We start from the raw sequence: 19,464 nt of genomic DNA on the forward strand, positions 1-19,464 counted from the left end.
GGGTTTTTAATTGTATTATATTGATCTTATTTATTTGTCATTGCAGCGGTTACCGATGCAGACAGTCTTTTATATGTTCCATTCTCAAGTCTTTCCCGAATCGCAGAGAATGCATCCAGGGTTTCTTCAACATCCTGCAAGGTATGTGTAGCTGTAGGAATCATTCTAAGAAGGATCAATCCTTTTGGAATTACAGGATATACCACAATAGAACAGAAAACTCCATGGTTCTCGCGCAGATCCTTCACCAATGCCATTGCTTCGGGGATACTACCTTTAAGATACACCGGGGTTACACAACTTTGTGTGGTTCCTATGTCAAATCCGCGATCTTTAAGTCCGTTTTGAAGCGCATTTACATTTTCCCAAAGCTTTTCTTTTAGCTCAGGCATGGTTCTAAGCATTTCAAGACGTTTAAGTGCTCCAACCACTAACTGCATTTGTAGTGATTTAGCGAACATTTGTGAACGCAAATTATATTTAAGGTAATCTATAATCTCTTTATCTCCTGCGATAAATGCTCCTGTACTTGCAAGTGATTTGGCAAAAGTGGCAAAATACACATCTATCTCATCCTGCACTCCCTGCTCCTCTCCTGCTCCGGCGCCTGTTTTACCAAGGGTTCCGAAACCATGAGCATCATCTACAAATAATCTGAAGTTATATTTTTTCTTAAGCTCAACGATCTCCTTGAGTTTTCCCTGCTCACCACGCATTCCGAAAACACCTTCAGAAATAAGAAGAATTCCTCCTCCTGTCTGCTCGGCGATCTTGGTAGCACGCTGAAGATTCTTCTCGATACTCTCCATATCGTTATGCTTATAGGTGAACCTTTGACCAAGGTGTAACCTAACACCGTCTATAATACATGCATGGGCATCAACATCATAAACTATGACGTCCTGCTTGGAAACCAGGGCATCTATGGTAGAAACCATTCCCTGATACCCGAAATTAAGAAGGTATGCTGCCTGTTTATTTACAAAGGATGCAAGCTCATCCTGGAGTTTCTCGTGAAGATCTGTATGACCACTCATCATCCTTGCTCCCATGGGATAGGCCGATCCATATTCGGCAGCCGCTTCAGCATCTACCTTGCGAACCTCAGGGTGATTGGCAAGACCCAGATAATCATTGATACTCCAGGTAATAACCTCTTTCCCCCGGAATTTCATACGGTTAGAAATTGGTCCTTCCAATTTTGGAAAAACGAAGTATCCTTCGGCCTGTTCTGCCCATTTACCTAGCGGTCCTTTGTCTTTGTATATTTTATCAAATAAATCCTTCATCGGTCATTTTTTAGACGAGCCGCAAAAATACTGAAATTTGGCCCAATTCTACAAAGTAAATTATGAACATCGAAAGCTAATAAAAACAAAAGCATCCAACAAGGAATTGGATGCTTTTGTTAATAAGTGTTAATATTCTTGTTTTATTTGATAATCTCTATGCTTTGAGCGGATGCTTCGTTCTTTGTATCGAAAAATCCCTGCTCGTTCATCCAGTCATCACTATAAATTTTACTCATATAGCGTGATCCATGATCAGGAAAGATCATAACTACCTGAGAATTCTTATCAAATTCTCCTTCATCATAGAGTTGTTTTAGTCCCTGCATAGCAGCACCACTAGTGTAACCTACAAAGAGACCTTCTTTTCTGGCCAGTTCCCGTGCCGTATGGGCGGCATCTTCATCGGTCACCTTGGTGAACTTATCTATGATATCAAAATCGGTGGCAGTAGGAATCAGGTTTTTTCCTAAACCTTCAATTCTATATGGATAAATCTCCTCTTCATCAAACTCCCTGGTCTCGTGATATTTCTTCAATACCGAACCAAAAGCATCTATTCCAAGCACTTTTATGTCCGGGTTTTTAGACTTCAAATATCTGGCAGTTCCTGAAATTGTCCCTCCGGTACCACTACAGGCCACCAAATGAGTTATTTTCCCTTCAGTCTGCTTCCATATCTCCGGCCCCGTAGAATTAAAATGAGCATCAATATTCAATTCATTGAAATACTGATTGATATACACCGAACCTTTGATCTCCTGGTGAAGTCGTTTAGCGACCTGATAATAAGATCTAGGATCATCTGCCGAAACATTCGCCGGGCAAACATATACCTTAGCTCCCATTGTCCTGAGCATGTCGATCTTATCCTTGGAAGATTTTGAACTCACCGCAAGTATACATTCATATCCCTTTATGATACTCACCATCGCTATACTGAATCCAGTATTTCCCGAAGTGGTCTCGATGATAGTATCTCCAGGTTTTAAAATGCCTTTTTTTTCAGCTTCTTCAATAATGTAAAGGGCGATTCTGTCTTTTGTGGAGTGTCCGGGGTTAAAGGCTTCTACTTTTGCGAAATACTTTCCTTTATAACCATTGGTTATTTTGTTTAGGTGAATTAACGGCGTATTACCAATTAGCTGTAATACGTTGTCATAAACCTGCAAGTCTTCTTTCATAAATCGAAGTTCTTTTACAACAGGTTCCCAAAGAAATTTTAAGAACCGGTCAAATTTAAGGCAAATTTTTTAATTATTCCCTGATTCCCTCTAAATCCAGTAAAAAGGCGTACTCTTCAGCCACTTCTTTTAAGGCTTCGAATCGTCCTGAGGCTCCTCCATGCCCGGCATCCATATTGGTATGAAGCAGCAGGATATTATCATCAGTTTTATGCTCCCTTAACTTCGCTACCCATTTGGCAGGTTCCCAGTATTGCACCTGGGAATCGTGCAGTCCTGTAGTTACCAGCATATTTGGATAATCCTGGGCTTTTACATTATCGTAAGGAGAATAAGACATCATATAATCATAATACTCCTTATTATTGGGATTACCCCATTCATCGTATTCTCCGGTTGTAAGCGGGATACTGTCATCAAGCATGGTGGTGACCACATCCACAAAAGGAACCGCAGCTATTACTCCGTTATAGAGCTCCGGAGCCATATTCACAACTGCTCCCATCAGAAGACCTCCTGCAGAGCCTCCCATTGCATAGAGATGATCATGGGAGGTATATTTTTCCTGAATAAGAAATTCAGACACATCTATAAAATCGGTAAAGGTGTTTTTCTTGGTGAAAAGTTTTCCATCTTCATACCACTCCCGTCCAAGGTATTCACCACCCCTTATATGAGCGATGGCATAGATAAAACCTCTGTCAAGCAAGCTAAGTCTGACGGAAGAAAAATAAGGATCAATGGTAGAACCATACGAACCATAGGCATATTGAAGCAAAGGATTGTTACCATCTAACTTCAGGTCTTTCCGGTATACCAGGGAAACCGGAATTTTAGTACCATCATCGGCGGTTGCCCATAGTCGTTCAGAGGTATAATTATCCTTATCGAACTTACCCCCCAGAACCTCCTGTTCTTTCAACACTTCCTTTTCTCCGGTTTTCATATTGTACTGGATCACTGAAGTGGGTGTTGTAAGACTGTTATAATTATATCTCAACAGTTGTGTATCAAAATCAGGATTAATGGCAGTATACGCCGTATAGGTTTCATTATCAAAAGGGATATAATATTCTTCATTATTATCCCATCTTATTATGCGAATTTTATTAAGCCCGTTATTTCTTTCACTCACCACCAGATAGTCTTTAAAGATATCTATATCTTCAAGCAGGTAGTCTTTGCGATGTGGAATAACATCTACCCAGTTTTCCATTTCCGTATTATCAACCGGTGTCTTCATTAGTTTGAAGTTGATAGCATCATCTTTATTGGTAACTATGTAGAAGTGGCCGTCAAAATGAGAAATGCTGTATTCCAGTCTGCGTTCGCGAGGCTGAAAGATCTGAAATTCTTTTTCAGGAGTATCGGCACTCAGGAATCGATACTCAGTGGTAAGAGTACTATGCGAACCTATGATAATATACTTCCTGGATTTGGATTTGTACACATAGGTATTGAAAGTCTCATCTTCCTCTTCATAAACCAGTTGATCTTCGGCGGGATCGGTTCCCAGTATATGCTTATATATCTGAAAAGATCTTAAGGTCTGGGGATCCTTTTTTGTGTAGTAAAGCGTCTTATTGTCATTAGCCCAGGTTGAACCACCGGTAGTATTTTTAATTTCCTCGTCATAGATCTCTCCCGTCTCCAGATTCTTGATCCTTATAATATATTGCCTGCGACTAACCGTATCGGTTCCAAAAGCTACCATTTTATTGTTCGGACTCACGTTCAGGCCACCAAGACTATAATAGTCAAAACCTTCGGCCATTTCATTTACATTGAACATCACCTCTTCGGGCGCATCCAGACTTTCTTTCTTTCTTGAATATACGGGATAATCATAGCCTTTTTCAAATCTGGTCATATACCAGTAACCATTCAGTTTATAAGGAACAGATTCATCATCCTCCTTGATTCGGGATTTCATTTCTTCAAACAACTTTTCCTGAAACTCCTTTGTATGAGCCGTCATATGCTCGTTATACGCGTTTTCGGCCTTAAGATATGCGATCACTTCAGGATCTTCCCTCTGGTTCATCCAGAAATAATTATCGATACGCACATCCCCATGTTTCTCAAGTTGTTTCGCAATTTTTTTTGCCTTTGGCGGCTGAATATCCTTTTTCAAATCGATCGTATTGTTTTGGGCGGTTGCAAATGTAATGCTTCCTAAAAGAATTACTAATAGTCTTTTCATATGGATTGTTTAATGAGGTAATTTAGTAAATTTGACTTCATAAAACTTTAAAATCGGAAAAATATGTTTGGAGATATGATGGGCATGATGAACAAACTGAAGGAGGCCCAGGAAAAAGTTGAAGAGACCAAGAAAAGAATGGACAGTGTTCTTGTAGATGAACAATCTAATGACGGCTTGCTTAAAGTAACAATTACCGCCAACAGAACGATAAAGAATATATCGGTTGATGATGATTTACTAAAAGATAAAGAGCAATTAGAAGATTATCTGGTTTTGACACTGAATAAAGCCATAGAAAAGGCGACTAAAATCAATGAGGCTGAAGTTGCCGCTGCTGCCAAAGATGGGATGCCGGATATTCCCGGGATGAATGATATGCTGAAATAAGAAATGAGAAGTTAGACTTTATATCACTTTTTATTTCGTGTTATAATTTAAGTAAGAAAAAGCATGAGGTTTCTCATGCTTTTTTATTGTTTTATTTTAACCTTCTTATCTCTCCCTTCTAAAACTTTATGCCTCTCCCCTGGCAGGATAATCATCTTTTATAATAAAGCTTATAGTTTTTAAAAGTTCATCGAATTTTGGCCTGGCAAAAGGCATGGACTGGATACTTGCCGAATAAAGGGTGTTATCCGGTCGAACCAGAAATAAGGCCGGTTCCAGAAAAACCTGAGGTTCTGATTCCTTTATAGCTTCTGAAACAAACAATCCCCATTTCCTGCCATCTTCAACACTGAAGTCACAACCTATATGAAGTTTATCTATTTCCCATTCGTCAACAGTCTTCTCTGCTAGAACCTGTGAATTTGAACTTATACAAATAACGTTCACCCCTCTATCCCTAAAATCACTAATTTTCTCATTTAGTTCTTCCAGATATTTTTTACAAATTGGACAATGTATACCACGATAGAAAACGATCATGGTGAATGTTCCAGGATCGCTGTCTTTAATATTCCACTTTAACCCTTCGGTAGTGTTCACTATTAGCTCGGGAACTCTTTGCCCGGGTTTAAGATTTTTCATGATATAATTTTCCGAAAATTAATTCATTAACAATTTTAGGCTTATTAAACTCCTGCCAATATTTAGTTAAGTTTATATAAGGCCCATTACAGGTTTATATTCCTGAGAGTCTCCAAAAACCTTTCATGCATCTCCTGAGTATAATCCAAATGAGTAACGATTCGGAGTTTTCCCTGTCCCATATTACTGATCCTTATATTATTGTCTGAAAGATGTTTCATGAAATCCTCTTCCATTGAGGCATCACCCAGGTAGAATATAACAATATTGGTCTCAACAGGCTCCACGCTCTTAACATATCCCTGTTCCTGTAAAACTTCTCCAATTTCAGTAGCCCTTTTATGATCTTTGGCCAGTCTTTCTACATGATTGTCCAGGGCATAAATACCTGCAGCGGCCATGAAGCCAATCTGTCTCATACCTCCGCCCAGCACTTTCCTGATTCGTATGGCATTTTTCATGTATTTACTATCTCCAATTAAAACCGAACCTATTGGAGTCCCTAGTCCTTTAGAAAGACATACCGAAATAGTATCGAATAGTTTCCCATAATCTTTAGCACTTTCTCCTTTCTTTACCAGAGCATTAAAAAGCCTGGCACCATCCAGGTGCAATCCAAGATCATGTTTATCACACACCTGCCGTATTTTCCTGATCTCTTCAAGATCATAACACGCGCCCCCTCCTTTATTAGTAGTATTTTCAAGGCAGACCAGAGTAGTTAGCGGACTGTGATAAAAGTCTGGAGGATTGATATTTTCCTCCACCTGTGCTGCGGTGATCATCCCGCGGTCTCCATCAACCAATTTACATGAAACACCACTGTTGAATGAAACACCCCCACCTTCATAGTTATAAACGTGAGCCCATTTATCGCAAATAAGCTGCTCTCCCGGCTGGGTATGAAGCTTAATGGCTGCCTGGTTGGTCATGCTGCCGGTTGGAAAAAACAGGGCTTCGTCCTTCCCGAACATATCTGCCAACTTCTTCTCCAGCTTATTAACGGTTGGATCTTCCTTGTATACATCATCGCCAACTTCGGCTGTCATAATAGCCTGAAGCATTTCTTTAGTGGGACGGGTTACCGTATCACTTCTAAGATCTATTTCTTTCATATTCTATTTTAGATTTTTAATAACTCCCAATTGGTGAACCATCCGGGATCTTAGGAACATTTATGTCAAGTTTGAACTCTTCAGGTTCTTCCCTGAAACGCTTAATATTCCTGTACATTTCTGCCGAAACCGCATCCTTTCGAGTTCTGAGCCAGCTTGCAAGTTCATCCACCTTCTGATTGGCTACAGACCTTACCAGCGGAGTGAATTCCTCATTAACAGCCAGGTTCAGCAAATGTTTGAACACTACAAAATTGATGGTGTTCTGAACACTTTTCAGGTATTCATCTTTTTTATCATTTTTAATGGTCTGGGATATGGTCTCATCAAGCACATAATCAAGCCCGGGAAGTTTCCTGTCTATAGCATGCTGCTGAACCAGTCTTTCTGCTCTTGCCGGATGAAACAATAAAGCCAGGGTCATATCGCCAGCAGTTGCAGGTGCGCCAAGCGCATCAAAGGCAACATCAGTATTACTTTTAAAAGTTTCACGGTCTCTTGAATATCCAAAGGCTCGTGGTGGAAATAATTCCAGTTTCTCTTCTGGAATTGCCAGTTCTTCAGCCAATAATGTTTTAAGAATACTCTCCAGCGCCTTTTTCTGAAGTTTCTCATCAAGATGCTCAACTATATCCTCCCTTCCTCCTTTAACGGCATAACTGTATTCAAGTCCGCCTATCATTTTTACCGCGGCTTCGGTTTGATAGCGATGAAAGAAATACAGAGGGACAAATACATCTTCCAGGACAGAATAAGGCTCATTGGTTCTGATATTATCTTTTGAAAAGTTCTGAATGGCTTGCTCCCTAATATCGAGGACCCTTTCCAGTTCTTCGGCGGCATCCTGACCGTTATCCCACAGATGGGCAAAAGCATGGGCTCCTCCGGTTGCTCTGGCATCGGAATCTGTAATAAATTTAAGGCCTTCTAGCTGGGCATCCTCAAGAACAGAATTAAGGTATTCTCTTTCCTCCATTCCTTCAGGGATGTCACTGTAACTGTATTTAACGGTTACCTTATCCCACTCACCTATTCCGGTATCGTAAGCATTTGTAAATTCTATTTCTCCATTATTCAGTTCAAACTGAGGATGGGGATAATCCATCACAGAAGCTCTATCATTGGTACTGGCTGCGAAATTATGAGTAAAGCCAATTGTATGACCTACTTCGTGAGCAGATAGCTGGCGGATCCTGGCCAGGGCCAGCTCCATCATTGGATCGTGGTTATCATCGCTGTTCTCAAAAGGTTTGTTCATCATCGCCTGCGCAATCATAAAATCCTGTCTTATTCTTAAACTCCCCAGGCTTACATGGCCCTTAATGATCTCTCCTGTCCTTGGGTCAACCACACTGGCACCATAGCTCCAGCCCCTGGTAGACCTGTGCACCCACTGGATAACATTATATCTAACATCAAGCGGATCGGCATCTTCGGGTAGCATTTTTACCTGGAAAGCATTCTCATAACCTATTTCTTCAAAAGCCTGATTCCACCAGCTGGCTCCTTCCAAAAGGGCTGAGCGTACAGGCTCCGGGGTACCGGGATCCAGGTAATATATAATTGGCTCCACAGCTTCGCTTATTTCAGCATCAGGATCCTTCTTCTCAAGCCGGTGCCTGATAGCGTAACGCTTTTTGATAGGTTCGTAGACCGGAGATGCGTAATCCATATATGAAATGAAAATGGCTCCACTCCGCGGGTCGAAAATCCTCTTTTTATAATTATCATCAGGAAGCTTCACAAAGGAATGATGCTGAGTTACACTAATGTTCTTTGGGTCGGGAACCACAGAATTCACAGTTCTGCTTTTAGGCTCCCCTTCAAAGGTTAACAAAGACTCAAACTCCACATTTTCGGGAAAAGCTTTTGTACGCTCTAAAGCAAGTGCGCTCTTTGATTTATCAAGTTTATACGTCCCGTAGTTGCCTTTCTTAAGTCTGTCGATGACTCCATGAGTATCCTGCATCAGAAAAGGGGTGAAATCGATAATATATCTACCATCCTTTTCTTCCTTGATCTCAAAACCAAAGATGACAGATTTAGCAAAGGCTTCTGCAACGCTTTGTCTTTCCGCCTCATTTTCAGTAATTGCCCTATAACTCTGATTCGGCTGAACCAGTAATAATTTATTCCCGGCTTTCTGAAATTTAACCACACTTTCGCCACCCAGCTGGCCGCGATCCAGTCCAATATCATTGGAGCCAACTCCCGTGGTCAAAAAATGAGTATACAAAAATTCGGTGTCAAGACTGGCTACTTCCAGATATATCTCATCTTCTTTCTCGTTATAGTGGAAATTGAAGTATCCTTCATAAGTTTTTAGATTTTCTTTTTTCTCGAGGAATTGAGCCTTCATAGCGAATGAAATACTGAAGGCCAGAATGATACAGGTAAATCTACTCATTTATCCATTTTTTAAAGCTGTCTAAAACTATAAAATTATCGTTAAATACTTTTCCGAAACTTCCCTAAATTCTATTTTTACCACAAATCAATCATGAATGATAACCACTGAAAACATTAAGGATCTTAAGGAGCGCCTGGTTGCGTTAAGGAGGTATCTTTGACATTGATGCCAAGAAAATCGAAATAACAAATATGGAAGAAAAGACCTTCGCTCCTAATTTTTGGGATGACCCAAAAAAAGCAGAGCAGATTATGAGAGAGGTCAATTCTGAAAAAAGCTGGGTGGAAGACTATGAAAAGGCTGAAACCCTGGTAGATGACCTGGATGTCATCTACGAATTTTATAAAGAGGAAGAAGCATCAGCTCAGGATGTTGAAGAACGTCATGAAAAGGCTGTTGATCTTATAGAAGATCTGGAGTTCAAGAATATGCTATCTGAAGAAGGAGACAATATGAGCGCCGTACTTCAGATAACTGCCGGGGCCGGAGGAACCGAAAGTTGTGACTGGGCAGAGATGCTCATGCGAATGTACCTTATGTGGGCTGAAAAGCGAAAATATAAGATAAGGGAACTCAACTACCAGGCCGGTGATGTGGCGGGGATTAAAACCGTTACTATTGAGATTGAAGGTGAATACGCCTTTGGCTGGTTAAAAGGTGAAAATGGGGTCCACCGTTTGGTGCGTATTTCCCCATTTGATTCCAACGCCAAGAGGCATACTTCGTTCGCTTCGGTTTATGTCTATCCCTTGGTGGATGAAAGTATAGAAATAGATATCAATCCTGCAGACCTAAGCTGGGAAACCATGAGATCTTCAGGTGCGGGAGGACAGAACGTGAATAAAGTGGAGACCGCTGTAAGACTTCGGCATGCTCCTACCGGGATTGTCATTGAAAATTCCGAAACGCGTTCCCAGCTGGAGAACAAGAACAAGGCAATGCAGCTGTTAAAAAGTCAGTTATTTGAAATAGAACTGCAGAAAAGACAGGCGCAGCGCAGGGAGATAGAGGATTCCAAGATGAAGATTGAATGGGGATCTCAGATCAGGAATTATGTAATGCACCCTTATAAACTTGTGAAAGATGTAAGAACCGGAGAGGAAACTGGAAATGTGGATGATGTGATGGATGGTGAAATAGACAAATTCCTTAAATCTTTCCTGATGATGATGGGACAAAGGAACGAAGATTGATAATTGTAAAATCCGACTTTTAAAATTTGAATTAATTGATTATTTTAAAAAGGAAAAATTTCGATACATGCTAAGGATCTATCATAATACAAGATGCAAGAAATCCAGAGAAGGGTTGGAAATTCTTGAGAATTCAAATAAGGAATTCGAAATCAGGGAATACCTCAAAGAACCTCTTAGCGAAGCTGAGCTTGAAACTCTTATTGGTAAACTGGATATCGCACCAATTCAGCTTGTAAGAAAGAACGAAAAGATCTGGAAAGAAGAATACAAGCATAAAGATTTAAGCGACAGGGAGCTTATTACCGTAATGGTTAAAAACCCGAAACTTATTGAGAGGCCAATAGTGGAAGACGATAATAAAGCTGTGATCGGGAGACCCCCTTCTGAAATAGAAAAATTGCTTTAAAAAGGAATTATAACAATGAAACTTCAACACCGCATAGCATTGATTAGTGTAGCAGCCGCAGCCGTGGCCGGTTTCGTTTATTCCCAGATCTATATTCATGAAAGGAATCGCAGGGAGATCAAGGATGTGGCCGAGGAGCTGGCACTCACCTGGAAAGACCAGTTAAATCTTAACGAGGAGCAAACAATGCTTCTTGAAAATTCTATTATAGAATATACGATCAAAAAGAATGAGATCATCAATTCGAGTCTTAACATCAGCCAGCAGGTAAACAAGCTTAAGGCAATTCAGAGAAATGAACATAAGCATCTAAAGAAATTCCTGGATGAGGATCAGTATGATCATTATATTTTTCTGAATAAAGAGATCACCAGAAAATCCTGATTAATAAAATTTTAGGCACTGTTTTATTTATATGGTTATTTGTTTAACAAAATATTAACCGGGATAAATTAAACCAATAGGCTTTTGATTGGTCATAAAAGAAAAATTGACCATGACCAACAAGAAGATTTTCTTCCTGGGCTTATTTTTCAGCCTTTTTAATACTTTTTTATTTACGAGTATAGCTCAGGGACCCTCAGACCCCCGTCAGTTCACAATTACGGGAAAAGTTATAGACAATGAATTAGAGGTTCCTCTGGAATATGCTACTATCTCTGTGGTAGATGTAAACGATCCCAGCAATCTTACCGGTGGTGTTACCAACGCTCAGGGAGAGTTCTCTGTCGAGGTAAAAAAAGGTACTTATAATATTATTGTTGAATTCATTTCTTACGAAAACAAAACTTTTGATAATCGTACTATTGATAGCGATCTAAATTTGGGGGTTATCAAACTTGGTCTGGGGTCCGAAAATCTGGATGAAGTAGTTGTGCGGGCCGAGACCACCCAGGTAGATGTTCGTCTGGACAAAAAGATATACAATATAGGAAAGGATCTTACCACCGCGGGAGGAACCGTAAGTGACGCACTGAATAATGTTCCCTCGGTTACCGTCGATATAGATGGAGGAATCAGCCTTAGGGGTAATGAAAACGTACGAATTCTCATCAACGGAAAACCTTCTGCCATGGCTGGGTTTGGTGACACTAATGTGTTGAATCAGTTGCCTGCAGACGCTATTGAAAGAGTGGAGGTCATCACCTCTCCCTCGGCAAGGTATGATGCCGAAGGTACAGCTGGGATTCTTAATATCATTCTTCGCCAGAAAGAAACTCTTGGTTTCAATGGATCTTTAAACCTTAATGCCGGCACCCCGGCTAATGCAGGTATAAGTGCCAACTTAAATTACAGGACCGAAGATTTTAATATTTTCACCACTACAGGATTCAGATATTTTGATGCCCCCGGAGGTGGTTATTTTGACACCAGGTTTTTTGAAACTAGCTCCAATCAATTTTCCCGAATTTACGAAGACCGTGATATTGAGAGATTGAATCGGAACTTCAATACCAATATCGGAATGGAATATTTCATTAACGATCAGTCTTCAATCACCGGTTCTATTTTCTACCGTGGCGGGGAAGATGTTGATGTTACTACAAACGAAAGCGATTATTACCGAAGAAATGAGGGGCTTGCCCTGGAAACTACGCGTACCGAAAGACAAAATGAAAACGATAATAGCTGGCAATTTTCATTGAATTATATTAATAACTTCAATAATAAAGGGCATAAGTTGACAGCCGATTTTCAATATGAAAATGATAGTGAAACCCAGTTTACAACGATAGATGAAGTTATAAACTCCAATCCAGGAGCAGTGAATTATGGTCTTTTCGCAGAAAACATAAATACTACTGAAGATCAAACAGAATATCTTATTCAGGCCGATTATGTACTCCCTTTTAATGAAGAGTCGCAGTTCGAAGCTGGTTATCGTGGAAATTTTGAGAATGAGATCACCGATTATGAACTATTCAACGAGGATCCTGATAGCGGAGAACTGCTTTTCAATGAAACCCTTTCAAACGTATTTGATTACACCGAAAATGTAAATGCCCTTTATACACAATACGGAAGTAAATTTGGTGATTTTTCCTTCTTGTTGGGACTGAGGTTAGAGAATACTCAGCTGAAAGGCAAAATAGATAGTGAACTTACCGAAGAAGAGCTGCAAGAGGCATTTGGAATCCCAATAGATACAGATTTTGACAATAATTATCTTGGGCTGTTTCCTACTGTGAACCTGATTTATGAGCTGGCCGAGGAAGAAAATATCACACTTGGATATAACAGAAGGATCAACCGCCCGCGAGGCTGGTATATTAATCCTTTTCCTTCACGAAGCAGTAACAATAACGTGTTTCAGGGTAATCCAAATTTAAGGCCGGCATATTCCAATGCCTTCGATCTTGGCTACCTGAAAAGATGGGAGAAATTAACCCTTACATCCTCTATCTACTATCAACATGAAACTAATTCCTTCGAGAGGATCCAGGAAAATGTTGCGGGGTCTAACATTGTGCGTACCATACCTGTAAATCTTAGCAGCAATGATCGCACAGGAGCTGAACTTGGAGTGCTTTACAACCCGGCTCGATGGTTAAGATTAAATGGTAGTTTCAATTTTTTCAGATTTAAAACGGAAGGAAGTTTTGATGGGGTTAACTATGATGCTGAAAATACCAGCTGGTTTGCCCGTTTCAGCTCCAAAGTGACTCTGCCTGCAAAGATAGATTGGCAAACGAACGCTTTTTATCGGGGTGCGTCTGAAGAAGTTCAGGGTACCAGAGATGGCTTACTTTCAATAGACCTGGCCTTTAGTAAAGATATTTTTAATGATAACGCTACCCTATCATTGAATATGCGGGATCTTTTGAATTCAAGAAAATGGCAGTCTTACACAATAACCGATACCTACGAAAGAGACAGTGAATTCCAGTGGAGACGGGGGCAAAATTTTACCGTTTCGCTTATTTACAGATTTAATCAGCAAAAGAAACGTCAGGAAAGAAGAGGTGGTGGTGATGAAGATTTTGATGAAGGAGGATTCTAACCTGTTTGACAATAAAAAAGGGACTTTTTCAAGTCCCTTTTTTTATACTTTTTCTGCTTTAGCTTTTTTTCGTGCTTCTCGTTTTTCTTTGATAAGCTCTCCTACAGAACCTCCTATCCAGTAAGGAACAAAGGCCATTAAGAAGATCATTAACCAGAATCCCATTGTAAGAATAACCAAAAATGCTAAGAAACCAAGGTATTGATCGAATTCGAACATAACAGTCAGGTTTGATTTAAATCTCGTCAAAGATAGGAAGTCTGGCTGGCTTATCACAGGAATTATTGAATTTTTTGAAGCCTGGACAGGATTGGAACTAAATTTTTCGATTCCTATTAAAATTTGAAAAATTAACTGTATCCCGGATGATCCAATAACCTTTTAATTGGAAATTTTAAATTTAGTTGGCTCAAAACCAACACTAAACAATGAGAATACTTCATTCAAAATTGTTAAAAAGTTCGATAGTCTTCAGTTAAATATTTAATTAATGTTAAAATATAAGTTTAATTTTGTTTAAGATTAGACATTCTCTATTTTTAATTGCTCTTTTACTTTTTAATAAGTCAAAAGTTTCCCCCAAAACATCTGACTTATTAGGATTGAATGATTGTTAATAGCAGTCATGTGGAAAGAATAGGTTTACTAAAAGGAATTTCACCAGTTGTCGAAATTCCTTTTTTTTATTCTTAAATTCAAGTCACAGACCAATTCTACACTCCATTCAATTATTAAACAGTTGTTAAGGATGTTAGGCTTTTCCTTTCTGGGAGTTTTCCCTCTCAAAAATGATCTTTCCCGCAAAATTAAATTCTAATTTTAATTCTTTTTTTCTGCAAGAATCCTGCTAAATCTTAACTTTGTGCAACAACCAATTTTAGCATTATGGATTATAGAATAGAGAAAGATACCATGGGGGAAGTTAAGGTTCCTTCAGATAAATTATGGGGTGCACAAACCGAACGCTCTCGTAATAATTTCAAAATTGGTCCTGCCGGTTCAATGCCGCTGGATATCATATATGGATTCGCCTATTTAAAGAAGGCAGCTGCCTATACTAATTGTGAGCTCGGAGTTCTTCCTGTTGATAAAAGAGATCTTATAGCTCAGGTGTGTGACGAAATCCTGGAAGGTAAACATGATGATCAATTTCCTCTTGTGATCTGGCAAACCGGAAGCGGTACACAAAGCAATATGAATGTAAATGAAGTGATTGCGAATCGTGCACATCAGCTTGCTGGAAAAAAAATTGGTGAAGGCGAGAAAACACTTCAGCCCAATGATGATGTTAACAAATCCCAATCTTCCAATGATACCTTTCCTACAGGAATGCACATTGCCGCCTATAGAAAAGTGACCAAAGTGACGCTTCCGGGGCTGATTAAATTACGGGACACCCTTAAAAAGAAATCGGAAGAATTCAAAGATACGGTTAAGATTGGGCGCACCCATTTTATGGATGCCACTCCCCTAACCCTTGGACAGGAATTCAGTGGCTATGTAGCTCAACTGGATTATGGTATCAGGGCTCTGGAAAATACACTTCCGCATCTCGCCGATCTGGCCCTTGGAGGAACCGCAGTTGGTACCGGACTAAATACTCCAAAAGGGTATTCCAAGCGTGTGGCTGAATTCATTGCGAAATTCACCGATATGCCTTTCGTTTCTGCCGGCAACAAATTTGAAGCCCTTGCTGCACACGACGCCTTTGTTGAAACACACGGAGCTTTGAAACAGCTTGCAGTTTCACTTAATAAAATTGGAAATGATATAAGAATGTTGGCTTCAGGCCCACGTAGCGGAATTGGTGAGATTATTATCCCTGCCAATGAACCCGGCTCTTCTATTATGCCCGGCAAAGTGAATCCAACTCAGTGTGAAGCCCTTACGATGGTTTGTGCTCAGGTTATTGGAAACGACACTACGATGAGCGTTGGAGGTATGCAGGGACAATTTGAATTAAATGTATTTAAGCCGGTTATGGCTAACGCATTACTTCAAAGCGCCCAGCTTCTTGGAGATGCCTGTGTGTCTTTTGAAGAACACTGCGCTCGAGGCATTGAGGCTAATATACCACGAATCAAAGAACATCTGAATAATTCCCTGATGCTCGTTACAGCTCTTAATACTAAAATAGGATATTACAAAGCAGCTGAAATTGCAAATACGGCCCATAAGAACGGAACTACTTTAAAAGAGGAAGCTGTAAATCTGGGTTACGTGACCGAAGAACAGTTTGACGAATGGGTAGATCCTAAAGATATGGTTGGGAATATAAAATAGATATTCCTCACATAAAAGTTCATTATTATTAAAAAAGCGAAGTAACCTCAATGAGATTACTTCGCTTTTTTTTTATGCGGATCTTCCTGTGGTAGAAAAATGCTTATTTCTTCGAGTAATGTTTCCTGAACTTCCAGTAAGAAACTGCACCAAGCACCGCAACAACAGCTACACTGTAATAAACAAAACTTGGAGTAATAACCTTATCCCCGCTGGCATAAGAATGCAGGCCGGCAAGATAAAAGTTTACCCCAAAATAAGTCATCAGGATGCTGGCAAATGCAACCACTGCCATAAGGTTAAAGAACCATCTGCTTCTTAGCCCTGGAACCAGTCTCATATGGATTACAAAGGCATAAACCATGATACTAATAAGAGCCCAGGTTTCCTTAGGGTCCCAGCCCCAGTATCTTCCCCAGCTTTCATTCGCCCACTGACCTCCTAAAAAGTTACCAATGGTAAGCATGACGAGTCCAACGGTAAGTGCCATTTCGGTGATCACCGTAATCTCGTGAATATTGATCTCCATCTTCTTTTTATTCTTCTCTGTAGTAAGAATCATCAATACAAGAGCTACTACTCCGAGGATCATTCCAAGAGTGAAGGGTCCATAACTACCAACGATTACCGAGACGTGGATCATTAACCAGTATGAATTTAACACAGGCTGCAGATTGGCGATCGCCGGATCCATCCAGTTCCAGTGAGCAATCATCAGGATCATCGAGGTTACGAAGGCTGTGGAAGCAATAGTAAGGTTGGATTTTCTGCCGAAGGCCAGCCCGAAGAACATAGTAGCCCAGGCCACATAGATCATCGATTCATACGCATCACTCCATGGCGCGTGGCCTGAGATGTACCATCGGGCACCCAGTCCCGCTGTATGCAAAGCGAATAATACTATGATTACACCTACACTCACATATATCAGGCTTCTAATGAATTTATTATCCTTGAATATCTGAACGATCACGAACAATAACATTACCAGTCCAGCTAACATATACAACCAGAAAAGACTTCTGAAAATATCATACTTGTTGTAAAACAACTCCGCTTCTATTTTTTCTTCTGAAGGCATTACCTCTGCGCCAAATTTCTGCTGATAGCTGTGTATGCTTTCCAGGTACTGATCGGCCTTTTCATAATCACCGCTCTTACGGGCACTTCGTAAAGCATTCATATACAAAGGCAGGATCTGCTTGGTATAAACCGAATCCATGCCTTTAAGATTAGCCTCATCCACTTCAGGATAAGATACCCACTCGTTATTCTCATCACCTGGCACCGGGAAGATTTTTAGCACTTTTCCCTGCAATGCCTGGTAGAGAAGATTCACCTTTTTATCGGTTTCTATGAAATCTTTCTGAAACTTATTGGGTACGGCTGCTCTGTAGGCATCTTCCAAATAAGGAGAAAGTTTATAGGCCCCCTTTTCATCAAAGAAATCGGTTAATGATAAATATTTCTTTCCTTCCTCCACATCCAGAATATGATGAAGGCTGTCATTTTTCTTCTGTACAAAGATTAAAGGTGCCTGGTACCAGAAAACCGGATTTTCCGTCATGGACACCAGTACCTGATCTGAGTTGAGTCCCTCATATTCATCACTCTTACTTAGTTTTCTAAGCAATTCTGATGAATAGGTGTTGGCCGGTTTCATCCTACCCCCGGCATCCTGTATAATCAGTTTTCCGAATTTCCTGGCATGCTCAGGCTTAACCGCATTTGCCTTGATGATACTGTCTATTTGCGGCGTGCTGGTTTCGATATGGTCATGAGCACTCTGTTGGGCTTTCATCCCAAATGAAAAGGCAACAAGAACAAGCAGCGTAGCCAGACTCTTCTTTTTTTCCTTGATCTTATCCAGCATTTTTTCCAGGTGGCCAAAGCGTGAGTTCTTCGCGAAAAGTATCCACATAAGCCCAAAATAAAGGAGGAAATAGCCAATATATGTAATCCAGGTACCCCAGAAATCGTGGTTTACCGAAAGTATGGTTCCTTTTTCATCAGGATGAAAACTGGACTGGAAGAATCTAAACCCTTTATGGTCCAGAACATGATTCATATAAATCTCATAAGGTTGTGCAGGCTTTCCTTCTTCAATGACCTCAACTTTACTCTTAAAGGAAGCATAACCCGGTGTTTCCCTGTCAGCCGTTCCGGGATATTTCTCAGCGATAAAATCATTGAGTTTTAAAGCAAACGGAAGTTCTCTTTCAATTGACCCATAGTTTAGAAAAATATCGAGTCCCGCGAGCTGAATTTGCGTAGGATCGGCAACCGTACCCTGACCTCCAAGTAGCGTAACTGTTTCGGTCTCACCCTGTGATGTGATCTTCAGGCTTACTGCATCCAGATCCTGGTCTGTCCTGGGGTTGGTTGGAACCACATCATATTCGCCTTTAATGGCGGGTTCGGGGATCACGAACTGCATATTGCCAATATTGTAAAGTGACCTCAGCATGAGAGGCTGGATAGAATCTCTTAAAAGCTCTCCCTGTTCCTGATCTGCCATTCTCATATAGGTTCCCTCAAAAGGAGAATCTATAAGGTATTTTCCGTCTTCGGTAAGCTCAATATTAATAGCTCCGTCCTGCGGACTATTAAGGGTAAATAAAACATTATGAATATTGCTTACTTCTCCTTCCTTCAGATAATGGTCATGTCTTTGCCCGCCTCCTGATTCAACAATTTTCAGGTAAGTATCACCGTCTTCTGTAGGCACAAGGGTTTCTTCTGCCCCGTATATGAAGTTGGTAACTTCAAACGTTACAGGCTGACCGTTGAAATCTGTATTCAATACATAGTCGTTTTCCACTTCGGGACCAAAAAGTACTTCTTCCTGAAGGATACGTCTTCTCGGCTCCCCATCCATTTCACCGTCAAGAAAGAACGTAAGGAAAGTCTCCTGGGTTAGTATCTTATTGGTTGTCTCCCCTTCCCTAATGGGCATTATACCTTCGTAACTTATATAACGAGTCACAAATGCACCAACCAGGATGAGGATAAACGAAAGGTGTAAAACCAGAGCGCTCCATTTTTCCTTTTTATATAACTGATAGCGGTTAATATTTCCAAGGAAATTGATAAGAAGAATGAGCATAATGCCCTCAAACCACCAGGTATTATAAATAAGGATACGGGCTGTTTCTATACTATACCAGCTTTCTATAAAGGTACCCATGGCCATGGCAACTGCAAAAACTATAAAGAGAACGGCCATAATTCGGGTAGAAAAAAGGATAGAGGCAATTTTTTTCTGCATGGAAGATCTGTCAAATTTAACGGCTGCAAATTTAACGATTTATTGTGAGTTTTCAGACTTATAACCTATGCAATCTA

General features: G+C 40.3%; 14 protein-coding genes. 6 read left to right on the forward strand and 8 right to left on the reverse strand.

The window, feature by feature from the left end; genetic code table 11:
• Positions 1-26: 26 nt before the first annotated feature.
• The 3 genes from EZJ28_RS05500 to EZJ28_RS05510 form a co-directional block, all read right to left on the reverse strand.
• A complete protein-coding gene (locus tag EZJ28_RS05500) occupies positions 27-1,289 on the reverse strand; it encodes an aminotransferase class I/II-fold pyridoxal phosphate-dependent enzyme (protein WP_131395737.1) in 1,263 nt (420 codons plus the stop codon).
• A 143-nt stretch (positions 1,290-1,432) separates the two neighbouring features.
• On the reverse strand, positions 1,433-2,473 hold the full coding sequence (locus tag EZJ28_RS05505) for a PLP-dependent cysteine synthase family protein (RefSeq protein ID WP_131395739.1): 1,041 nt from the start codon (positions 2,471-2,473) through the stop codon (positions 1,433-1,435).
• A 73-nt stretch (positions 2,474-2,546) separates the two neighbouring features.
• Entirely contained in the window at positions 2,547-4,676 is a 2,130-nt protein-coding gene (locus tag EZJ28_RS05510; protein WP_131395741.1) for a S9 family peptidase, read from the reverse strand.
• Between the two features lie 63 nt (positions 4,677-4,739).
• Between EZJ28_RS05510 and EZJ28_RS05515 the strand changes: the two genes are divergently transcribed.
• Positions 4,740-5,066: a YbaB/EbfC family nucleoid-associated protein gene (locus EZJ28_RS05515; protein WP_131395743.1), complete on the forward strand. Its 327-nt coding sequence runs from the start codon at positions 4,740-4,742 to the stop codon at positions 5,064-5,066.
• 126 nt (positions 5,067-5,192) lie between these two features.
• Here EZJ28_RS05515 and EZJ28_RS05520 read toward each other — a convergent pair whose 3' ends face one another.
• From EZJ28_RS05520 to EZJ28_RS05530, 3 genes are all read right to left on the reverse strand, one after another.
• Positions 5,193-5,708: a redoxin domain-containing protein gene (locus EZJ28_RS05520; RefSeq protein WP_131395745.1), complete on the reverse strand. Its 516-nt coding sequence runs from the start codon at positions 5,706-5,708 to the stop codon at positions 5,193-5,195.
• A gap of 86 nt (positions 5,709-5,794) precedes the next feature.
• Complete coding sequence (locus EZJ28_RS05525; RefSeq protein ID WP_131395746.1) at positions 5,795-6,823, reverse strand: low specificity L-threonine aldolase; 1,029 nt, start codon at positions 6,821-6,823, stop codon at positions 5,795-5,797.
• A 16-nt stretch (positions 6,824-6,839) separates the two neighbouring features.
• Complete coding sequence (locus EZJ28_RS05530) at positions 6,840-9,230, reverse strand: zinc-dependent metalloprotease (protein ID WP_131395748.1); 2,391 nt, start codon at positions 9,228-9,230, stop codon at positions 6,840-6,842.
• Positions 9,231-9,327: 97 nt separating this feature from the next.
• Between EZJ28_RS05530 and prfB the strand changes: the two genes are divergently transcribed.
• The 4 genes from prfB (at position 9,328) to EZJ28_RS05550 (ending at position 13,836) form a co-directional block, all read left to right on the forward strand.
• A protein-coding gene (gene prfB, locus EZJ28_RS05535; RefSeq protein WP_131395750.1) for a peptide chain release factor 2 occupies positions 9,328-10,426 on the forward strand; the annotation gives its coding sequence in 2 pieces (ribosomal slippage) (positions 9,328-9,390 and positions 9,392-10,426; 1,098 coding nt in all).
• Positions 10,427-10,493: 67 nt separating this feature from the next.
• Complete coding sequence (gene arsC, locus EZJ28_RS05540; RefSeq protein ID WP_131395752.1) at positions 10,494-10,835, forward strand: arsenate reductase (glutaredoxin); 342 nt, start codon at positions 10,494-10,496, stop codon at positions 10,833-10,835.
• A 15-nt stretch (positions 10,836-10,850) separates the two neighbouring features.
• Positions 10,851-11,219 carry a hypothetical protein gene (locus EZJ28_RS05545; protein ID WP_131395754.1) on the forward strand — a complete coding sequence of 123 codons (369 nt, stop codon included), beginning with the start codon at positions 10,851-10,853 and terminating at the stop codon, positions 11,217-11,219.
• 112 nt (positions 11,220-11,331) lie between these two features.
• Positions 11,332-13,836, forward strand: a complete 2,505-nt coding sequence (locus tag EZJ28_RS05550; protein ID WP_131395756.1) for a TonB-dependent receptor domain-containing protein — start codon at positions 11,332-11,334, stop codon at positions 13,834-13,836.
• 42 nt (positions 13,837-13,878) lie between these two features.
• Here EZJ28_RS05550 and EZJ28_RS15980 read toward each other — a convergent pair whose 3' ends face one another.
• Complete coding sequence (locus tag EZJ28_RS15980; RefSeq protein ID WP_165499034.1) at positions 13,879-14,055, reverse strand: hypothetical protein; 177 nt, start codon at positions 14,053-14,055, stop codon at positions 13,879-13,881.
• Positions 14,056-14,721: 666 nt separating this feature from the next.
• Between EZJ28_RS15980 and fumC the strand changes: the two genes are divergently transcribed.
• Positions 14,722-16,119: a class II fumarate hydratase gene (gene fumC / locus EZJ28_RS05555; protein ID WP_131395758.1), complete on the forward strand. Its 1,398-nt coding sequence runs from the start codon at positions 14,722-14,724 to the stop codon at positions 16,117-16,119.
• Positions 16,120-16,222: 103 nt separating this feature from the next.
• On the opposite strand, the gene ccsA is transcribed toward fumC, so the two are convergent.
• A complete protein-coding gene (gene ccsA, locus EZJ28_RS05560; RefSeq protein WP_131395760.1) occupies positions 16,223-19,387 on the reverse strand; it encodes a cytochrome c biogenesis protein in 3,165 nt (1,054 codons plus the stop codon).
• Between the last annotated feature and the right edge of the window lie 77 nt (positions 19,388-19,464).

Source organism: Gramella sp. KN1008 (genome assembly GCF_004332155.1).
Taxonomy (GTDB): domain Bacteria; phylum Bacteroidota; class Bacteroidia; order Flavobacteriales; family Flavobacteriaceae; genus Christiangramia.

What these genes read in the sequence shown, in the direction of transcription:
- EZJ28_RS05500 (WP_131395737.1), bottom strand. Translation starts at nt 1,289, where the DNA reads ATGAAGGATTTATTTGATAAAATATACAAAGACAAAGGACCGCTAGGT.
- arsC (WP_131395752.1), top strand. Translation starts at nt 10,494, where the DNA reads ATGCTAAGGATCTATCATAATACAAGATGCAAGAAATCCAGAGAAGGG.
- EZJ28_RS05545 (WP_131395754.1), top strand. Translation starts at nt 10,851, where the DNA reads ATGAAACTTCAACACCGCATAGCATTGATTAGTGTAGCAGCCGCAGCC.
- fumC (WP_131395758.1), top strand. Translation starts at nt 14,722, where the DNA reads ATGGATTATAGAATAGAGAAAGATACCATGGGGGAAGTTAAGGTTCCT.
- EZJ28_RS05550 (WP_131395756.1), top strand. Translation starts at nt 11,332, where the DNA reads ATGACCAACAAGAAGATTTTCTTCCTGGGCTTATTTTTCAGCCTTTTT.
- EZJ28_RS15980 (WP_165499034.1), bottom strand. Translation starts at nt 14,055, where the DNA reads ATGTTCGAATTCGATCAATACCTTGGTTTCTTAGCATTTTTGGTTATT.
- EZJ28_RS05505 (WP_131395739.1), bottom strand. Translation starts at nt 2,473, where the DNA reads ATGAAAGAAGACTTGCAGGTTTATGACAACGTATTACAGCTAATTGGT.
- EZJ28_RS05510 (WP_131395741.1), bottom strand. Translation starts at nt 4,676, where the DNA reads ATGAAAAGACTATTAGTAATTCTTTTAGGAAGCATTACATTTGCAACC.
- EZJ28_RS05530 (WP_131395748.1), bottom strand. Translation starts at nt 9,230, where the DNA reads ATGAGTAGATTTACCTGTATCATTCTGGCCTTCAGTATTTCATTCGCT.
- ccsA (WP_131395760.1), bottom strand. Translation starts at nt 19,387, where the DNA reads ATGCAGAAAAAAATTGCCTCTATCCTTTTTTCTACCCGAATTATGGCC.
- EZJ28_RS05520 (WP_131395745.1), bottom strand. Translation starts at nt 5,708, where the DNA reads ATGAAAAATCTTAAACCCGGGCAAAGAGTTCCCGAGCTAATAGTGAAC.
- EZJ28_RS05525 (WP_131395746.1), bottom strand. Translation starts at nt 6,823, where the DNA reads ATGAAAGAAATAGATCTTAGAAGTGATACGGTAACCCGTCCCACTAAA.
- EZJ28_RS05515 (WP_131395743.1), top strand. Translation starts at nt 4,740, where the DNA reads ATGTTTGGAGATATGATGGGCATGATGAACAAACTGAAGGAGGCCCAG.